The organism is Arthrobacter sp. Soil736, from assembly GCF_001428005.1.
Classification (GTDB): domain Bacteria; phylum Actinomycetota; class Actinomycetes; order Actinomycetales; family Micrococcaceae; genus Arthrobacter.
In genome coordinates, this window is record NZ_LMSB01000045.1 from 381084 (window position 1) to 387455 (window position 6372).

General features: G+C 65.6%; 6 protein-coding genes and 1 pseudogene. 1 reads left to right on the plus strand and 6 read right to left on the minus strand.

Going from position 1 to position 6372, the window contains the following annotated elements; translation table 11 throughout:
- Window positions 1–98 precede the first annotated feature (98 nt).
- Both ASG92_RS22835 and ASG92_RS22840 read right to left on the minus strand, forming a co-directional pair.
- Window positions 99–806: a FadR/GntR family transcriptional regulator gene (locus ASG92_RS22835; RefSeq protein WP_056633773.1), complete on the minus strand. Its 708-nt coding sequence runs from the start codon at window positions 804–806 to the stop codon at window positions 99–101.
- Between the two features lie 91 nt (window positions 807–897).
- Window positions 898–1107: a hypothetical protein gene (locus tag ASG92_RS22840; RefSeq protein WP_056633776.1), complete on the minus strand. Its 210-nt coding sequence runs from the start codon at window positions 1105–1107 to the stop codon at window positions 898–900.
- A gap of 40 nt (window positions 1108–1147) precedes the next feature.
- On the opposite strand from ASG92_RS22840, the gene ASG92_RS22845 reads away from it, so the two are divergent.
- Entirely contained in the window at window positions 1148–1948 is an 801-nt protein-coding gene (locus ASG92_RS22845; RefSeq protein ID WP_056633778.1) for a gamma-glutamyl-gamma-aminobutyrate hydrolase family protein, read from the plus strand.
- Between the two features lie 6 nt (window positions 1949–1954).
- Here the strand turns inward: ASG92_RS22845 and ASG92_RS22850 are convergent.
- From ASG92_RS22850 to ASG92_RS22865, 4 genes and pseudogenes are all read right to left on the minus strand, one after another.
- Window positions 1955–2988, minus strand: a pseudogene (locus ASG92_RS22850) (Gfo/Idh/MocA family oxidoreductase).
- Window positions 2989–3018: 30 nt separating this feature from the next.
- A complete protein-coding gene (locus tag ASG92_RS22855; protein WP_056633780.1) occupies window positions 3019–3942 on the minus strand; it encodes an ATP-binding cassette domain-containing protein in 924 nt (307 codons plus the stop codon).
- 12 nt (window positions 3943–3954) lie between these two features.
- Window positions 3955–5007, minus strand: coding sequence for an ABC transporter permease (locus tag ASG92_RS22860; RefSeq protein ID WP_056633783.1), 1053 nt, complete (start codon window positions 5005–5007; stop codon window positions 3955–3957).
- Window positions 5008–5061: 54 nt separating this feature from the next.
- The gene (locus tag ASG92_RS22865) at window positions 5062–6057 is read right to left on the minus strand and encodes a substrate-binding domain-containing protein (protein WP_200952058.1); all 996 of its coding nucleotides are present in this window, start codon (window positions 6055–6057) and stop codon (window positions 5062–5064) included.
- Window positions 6058–6372 lie beyond the last annotated feature (315 nt).

Genomic DNA, 6372 nt, shown 5'->3' on the forward strand with positions numbered 1-6372 from the left:
TCAGAATCAACTCGATCTGATGTCAGACATCTGACGGAAGAACATGAGCAAAAGCATAGAAGGGTGACGCGCATTACGTCAAGGTCGGCCGCGCAGGGTCAGGACTTGGGCCCGTAGACGTAGCGCTCGTAGTCCTCGAATGTCTGGTCCATGTGCTCGTCCATGGCCCGGCGCGCCAGCTCGGAGTCCCCGGTCAGGATGCTGTCCAGCACGCGCTGGTGGAAGGCGATGGCGTGCCGCTGGATTTCCTTGATGGCGGATGTTTCCCGCCGCGCCAGGTAGAGGGACTGTCCCAGCTGGGCCAGGAGGGCACGGACAAAGGGGTTGCCGGAGGCCTTCAGGACCGTGTCGTGGAAGGCGATGTCTGCCAGCACGAAACCGTCCAGGTCGCCGGACTCGTGGTGCCGCTTCATGTCCGCGATGAACTTCCGCATCTCCTCGGCGTGCTCGGGAGTGTGGCGCCTGGCGGCGAGGGCGGCGGCTCCGGTCTCCACCATGCGCCGCACTTCAATCAGGCCCCGCGAAACCTGGTCCGCGGCATTGCCGTGCGAGGCCGCCTTGATGATCGCATCAAGGCCGGTCCAGTTGTCCGTGGGGTTCACGAACGTTCCGCGCCCGGCTTTGACGTACAGGATGTTCTGCGCCCGCAGCACTTTGAGCGCCTCGCGAACGGTCAGCCTGCTGACTTCGTAGGTCTTGGCGATGTCGGCTTCCGGGGGCAAGGCATCGTGGGGTTTCAGCCGGCCGTCAAGAATGTCGTCCAGCAGGCCGTCAACCAGGTGGTCAACAAGTGTCCTGCGACCCATGGAACGTCCTACTTTCGCCTTGCATATTTCCCCTCGATGCGCCTAACACTACAGAAACGCGGGCAAACTCAGGAAAACGCCCGGCAGCGGGTCAGCCGGCGGCGCGGGAACCCGTAACATAGGCGTCCAGCCTCTCGAGGGTCCTTTCGATGTTCGCCGGGTGACGCCGGAGGTAGCCGGCCAGCCGGAGGAAGACCTTGCCGCGCACCTGCCGGGCATCCCATTGTTCCGTCACCACGAAGATCTCGTCCGGCGCGGCGGCAATGAAACGTTCCCTGGACACGAGGTAGCGGTTGTTCATCCCGCCAGCCTAGCCGCTCCAAAATGTTGCAGAATTGAGCATGCAGACTTCATCGCCAGCCGGTGTCCGGCGTCCGCGCATCGGCATTCCTGTCCGGCTCAGCAGCTCAACCGACGCCGACCCGCGGGTGGCCGAGGCCAACAGCCTCTTCGATTACATCGTTGACCTGGTGCGCGACGGCGGCGGGGAACCGGTGCTGCTGACTCCCGAACTGCTCGCGTCTGGACCGCACGACGGCGGACGCGGTGCCGTGGCGCCAGGGGTGCTTGACGGCGTCGTACTTCCCGGCGGAGGTGACCTCGACCCCCGGCTGTACGGCGAGGAGCCGGGCGGCTCCTGCTACGACGTCAACCTGGACCAGGACCGGCTGGACATCGCGGTGGCGCAGCAGGCGATCGGGGCAGGACTCCCCCTGCTGGGGATCTGCCGCGGACACCAGCTGCTCAACGTCCTGTACGGCGGCACTCTCATCCAGGACATGGCACCGGGAACCGTGCCGCACCGCGACAGCCCCACGGACGGCGGCGGGTTGTGGGCCTGGCATGACGTCGCCATCACGCCGGGATCCAAGGTCGCGCGGCTGTACGACGCCGTGGCGGACCCGGCATCCGGAGGCACCGGGGCCAGCAGCGTGAAGATCGCTTCCGGACACCACCAGGCCGTGGCGCACGTGGCGCCCGGCCTGGTGGTGACGGCTGTCGCGGACGACGGCACGGTGGAGGCCCTGGAGGATCCTGACCGGTGGGTGGCCTCTGTCCAGTGGCACCCCGAGGCAGTCGAGCTGCCGGAGCCCCAGCGGCTGGCGCCGATCCGGGCCTTCGTGGAGGTCTGCCGCCGGTAACGGCTCCTAGATGGTGACGGCCGCGGCCACGCGCACCGGCCGACCGGTTTCGAGCGACTCCTGCGCGGCGTCAGCTACGCGGGAAGCCGCCACGGCGTCCTCCGGAGTGCAGGGGTTTTGCCGCCGGCCAAGCACGAGCTCCACGAAGGCCGCCATCTCGGAGCGGTAGGCTGGTCGAAACGCTCCGCGAACGTCTTGTGGGACTCTCCCGACGGGAACGCGACGCCCGCTTCCGCCGAGGTCACCGCCGACTTCTCGTCGAGACCCACCATGAGGGAACCGGCCGAGCCCTGGATTTCCAGCCGGACGTCGTGCCCGGCCCCGTTGTAGCGCGAGGCCCCCACGGAACCGAGCGTGCCGTCGTCGAACGTTACGAAGGCCAGCGCGGTGTCCACGTCGCCCACCGCACCGATGGCGGGGTCGCCGTTGTTGGAGCCCTTGGCGTAGACCTCAACGATTTCGCGGCCGGTGAGCCAGCGCAGGATGTCGAAGTCATGCACCGAGCAGTCGCGGAACAGCCCGCCGGACGTCGCCAGGAACTCCACGGGAGGCGGCGTCATGTCACAGGTGATGGCGCGCAGCGAGTGGATCCAGCCGAGCTCTCCTGCCTCGAAGGCCCGCTTTGCCTCGAGGTAGCCGGCATCGAACCGCCGCTGATGGCCTATCTGGACGGTGCCCCTGTTGGCCCTGATGTAGTCCAGGACAGGAAGCGAATCCGCCACGTTCATGGCAACCGGCTTCTCACAGAACACCGGAATGCCGGCGTCCACGCCTGCCCTGATGAGCTCCGGATGCGTGCCGGTGCCTGTGGCGATGACCAGGCCGTCGATCCCGGATCCGATCAGCTCCTGCACGGACGGCAGGAACTCCGCGCCCAGACCCTCGGCGATGGTGCGGGCGTGATCCGCGGCGACATCCGTCAGCCTGAGCCGAACGTTGATCCCCTGCGGGTGGAGCACGCTGTTCAGCGAAGTGATGTTGCGGGCGTGCATCACACCGATGCGGCCCACGCCGACCAGTCCTAGCGTTATGTCCTTCATGCGTTTCCTTTGAGTGAGGTGATTCCGGGGTCAGGCGCGCAGCTGGGTGGGCGTTCCGGCGCTTGCAGCCTCGGCCACTTCGGCCTGGACTTCCTTGACGATGTCGCCGTGTCCGCCAAGCTGTTCGAGCTCGTGGGCGAGTTCGGCAAGTTCGGCGCCGCCGGCCATCTGGGCGGTGAGTTCGTCGAGGGTGATGTCCTTCTTGTCGTAGTAGCCGATCGATTTGCCGCGCTTGAGCAGCAGGAACCGGTCACCGACGGGGAAGGCGTGGTGGGGGTTGTGGGTGATGAAGATGACGCCCAGGCCGCGGTCGCGGGCCTGCAGGATGTAGCGCAGGACCACGCCGGACTGCTTGACGCCGAGCGCCGCCGTCGGCTCGTCCAGGATCAGGACCTTCGCGCCGAAATACACGGCGCGGGCGATCGCGACACACTGGCGTTCGCCACCGGAGAGCTGGCCGATGGGCTGTTCGACGTCGCGAAGGTCGATGCCCATGTCGGCAAGTTCCTTCTTGGTGATGTCCTTCATCTTCTGGACGTCCATGCTCTTGAACGGGCCGAAGCCACTGGTCAGCTCCGAGCCGAGGAAGAAGTTCCGCCAGATGGGCATCAGGGGGACGACGGCGAGATCCTGGTAGACGGTGGCGATGCCGGCGTCCAGGGCGTCCCGGGGCGAGCCGAACTTCCGCTCCTCCCCCATGATGTGCAGGACGCCTTCGTCGTGCTGGTGCAGGCCGGCGATGATCTTGATCAGCGTGGATTTTCCTGCGCCGTTGTCGCCCAGGACGCAGGTGACGCGGCCGTTGTCGACCGCCATGGTGACGTCGGTGAGCGCCACGATGTTGCCGTAGTGTTTGCCGACGTTCTCCAGCGAGAGGAGGTGCACGGGGGTGTGGGTCAGCGGGTCCTTCTCGTCCTTGAGGAGCTGCTGCTGGTCGATCTGTTTGGCGTTCATGGTGTTCAGCCCTTACTTACTTGAGTCTGCGCGGCGCTTGACGATCAGGTTCACGATGGTGGCCAGGAGCAGCATCAGGCCCAGGAAGAACTTGAACCAGTCCGGGTTCCACTCGGCGTAGACGATGCCCTTGTTGGCCATGCCGAAGATGAACGCGCCGATCGCGCCGCCCACGGCCGAGCCGTAGCCGCCGGTGAGGAGGCAGCCGCCGATGACCGCGGCGATGATGTAGAGGAATTCGTTGCCCACGCCTTGGCCGGACTGGACGGCGTCGAAGGCGAACAGGTTGTGCATGCCCAGGATCCAGCCGCAGAAACCGACCGCCATGAACAGGCCGATCTTGGTCGCCTTGACGGGGACACCCACGGCGCGGGCCGCGTTCGCGTCGCCGCCGACGGCGAAGATCCAGTTGCCCACCTTCGTGCGCAGCAGCACCCAGGACGCCACCGCAACCAGTGCGATCCAGATGAAGACGGTGTTCTTCACGTCCACGCCGCCGATGTTCACCGACGAGGAGAAGACGGCCTGCGCCGATGCGTAGCCGTCCATGGTGGAGATGGACGGGGAGGACACGCCGCCGCCGATCATGCGCGTCAGGCCCAGGTTCAGGCCGGTCAGCATCAGGAACGTTGCCAGGGTGACGATGAAGCTGGGCAGCTTGGTCTTCATCAGGATCCACCCGTTGATGTAGCCGATGCCCACCGACACCACCAGGGCCAGTGCGACGCCGACCCAGACGTTCATGCTGAAGTACCAGCTGAACATCGACGCCGTGAGTGCGGAGCTGATCACGGCAACGCCCGTGGAAAGGTCGAACTCGCCGCCGATCATCAGCAGCGACACCCCTACCGCCATGATCCCGATGGTGGAGCTGCCGTACAGGATGGTGGCGAGGGCGTTCGGCTGTGTGAAGGTCTGGGATATGGAGGCGAAGAAAACGAAGAGGACGATCGCGCCGACGAGGGCGCCCACTTCCGGGCGGCCGAGCAGTTTCTGCAGCGGGTTGCGCTTGACGACGCGCTCATCGGGCGCCGCCGGTTTTGTTATGGTCTGGGTGATAGTCATGATGATTCTCCTTGCTGCCGGGCCCGGTGGTGGCCGGGCCCGGCCAGCGGGCTGTTAGCGGATACCCTGCTCGGCGAACTTCAGGACATCGGCCGCATTTGATTTGTCGACGATCGCCGGTCCCGTCAGGACGGGCTGGCCGCCGCCGATCTTGAAACCGCCCCGCTTGACCTGCCACAGGGCGTCAATGGAGCCGTAGCCCTGCAGCCACGGCTGCTGGTCCACCGTGAACAGGACACTGCCGTCGACGATCTTCTGCGCCAGGTCCTTGTTCAGGTCGAAGCTGGCAACCTTGGCCGAACTTCCGGCGGTCGCCACGGACTTCAGGAGCGTCAGCGTGATGGGCGCGCCCAGGCCGATGATGACATCAGCATCCTTGGATGCCTGCAGCTTCGCGGTCGCCGTCGACTCGACCGACGTCATGTCCGCACCGTCCACGTACAGGATCTCGGTTCCGGGCACCTTGGCCTTCACGCCGGCACACCGGGCTTCGAGGCCCACGTGGCCCTGGGCCTGGATCACGCAGATGGGGTGTTTGGCGCCCTGCGCCGCCAGCTTTTCTCCGACAGCCTGGCCCGCGAGCTGCTCATTGGAACCGAAGTGGGTGAAAGCGCCGAGCTGCTTGGACACAGATTCGCCGGCGTTGAGGCTGACGATGGGGATGCCGGCAGCGGTGGCCTTCTTCAGTGAGTCCTTCAACGCGTCCGGCGTGGCCAGCGTGACCGCGATTCCGTCCACCTTCTGGTCAATGGCCTGCTGGATGAGCTGCGCCTGCCGGCCGGCTTCCGGGTCGCCGGTGTACAACAGTTCAGCATTGTCTTTCGCCGCCGCTTCCTCGGCACCCTTGCGGACGGTGTCCCAGAACGTGTCCCCTGCGGGAGCATGCGTGATCAGCGCGATCTTCATCCGGGGCGTGGATACAACCTGGCCGCCGGCACCGGCGTTGCCTGCGTCGGCGGGCTTGCCGCCCTGGCTGGAACATGCGCTCAGTGCCAGCATCGGCACAACAGCAGCCATCACGGCCGTCTTCCGCCACGAGAACTTGGTCACTATGAATCTCCTTTGATTTAGGGGCCGCGACCGCCGCCACGATGCGGGGTCAGCAAGCCTGCTACACCGATCATGGTGACTCAGGCCACAGATGTCAATAGTTTGTCCTGACATTAGGATGTTTTTACCAAACTCGGGGCTGGGAACTTGGGCAGAAGCCCGCGGCGGTGCCCGCTGCGCCCTCCGTTCGGCGGCATGCGAAAGACCCGCGGGCACCCCCGTAGTGACTCATGTCAAGATGCTCGCGAAAGTGTTGTGCGTGCCTCATCTATTTGTGCTCGCGTGGATGCTGTTTCCAGGGCCCGTGTTTTTGCG